The 337-nt window shown below is 57.6% G+C and carries 2 protein-coding genes; both read left to right on the forward strand.

Going from position 1 to position 337, the window contains the following annotated elements; genetic code table 11:
* A partial coding sequence (locus tag ACRHOZ_RS20845; RefSeq protein ID WP_431130170.1) for a hypothetical protein occupies positions 1–241 on the forward strand: 241 nt, incomplete at its 5' end.
* A 6-nt stretch (positions 242–247) separates the two neighbouring features.
* The coding region (locus ACRHOZ_RS20850; protein ID WP_431130173.1) for an MbeD/MobD family mobilization/exclusion protein at positions 248–337 on the forward strand (90 nt) is incomplete at its 3' end.

Below are 337 nucleotides of genomic sequence, written 5' to 3' on the forward strand. Positions count from 1 at the left end.
GAGCCTGAACGACGATATTCAGACGAGCCAGAGGGAACTCAAACGGCTGAGTACGGATATCGAGGCGCAGCGCGAGACGCTGGCGAAGCTGAACGCGAAGACGTGGGGCATGACGTTTCGCGAGGACGAGAAAGGTCGGTTCCTGATATTCCCGAGGGGAACGCAGGTCGATACCGGCTGGACGCAGGGGAAGGGAAATGCGGAACGGAACGTGGTGAAGGTGAAACTGGTGAAGGATTAAATCACGATGACCGAACTGGAAACGCAGTTACTGAGCGCCTTAGAGCAGTTGCAGCAGGACTACGGGCAACGGCTGACCGAGTGGGAGAACGCCTTC

This window comes from Flagellimonas flava (genome assembly GCF_050617915.1).
GTDB lineage: Bacteria > Bacteroidota > Bacteroidia > Flavobacteriales > Flavobacteriaceae > Flagellimonas > Flagellimonas flava_A.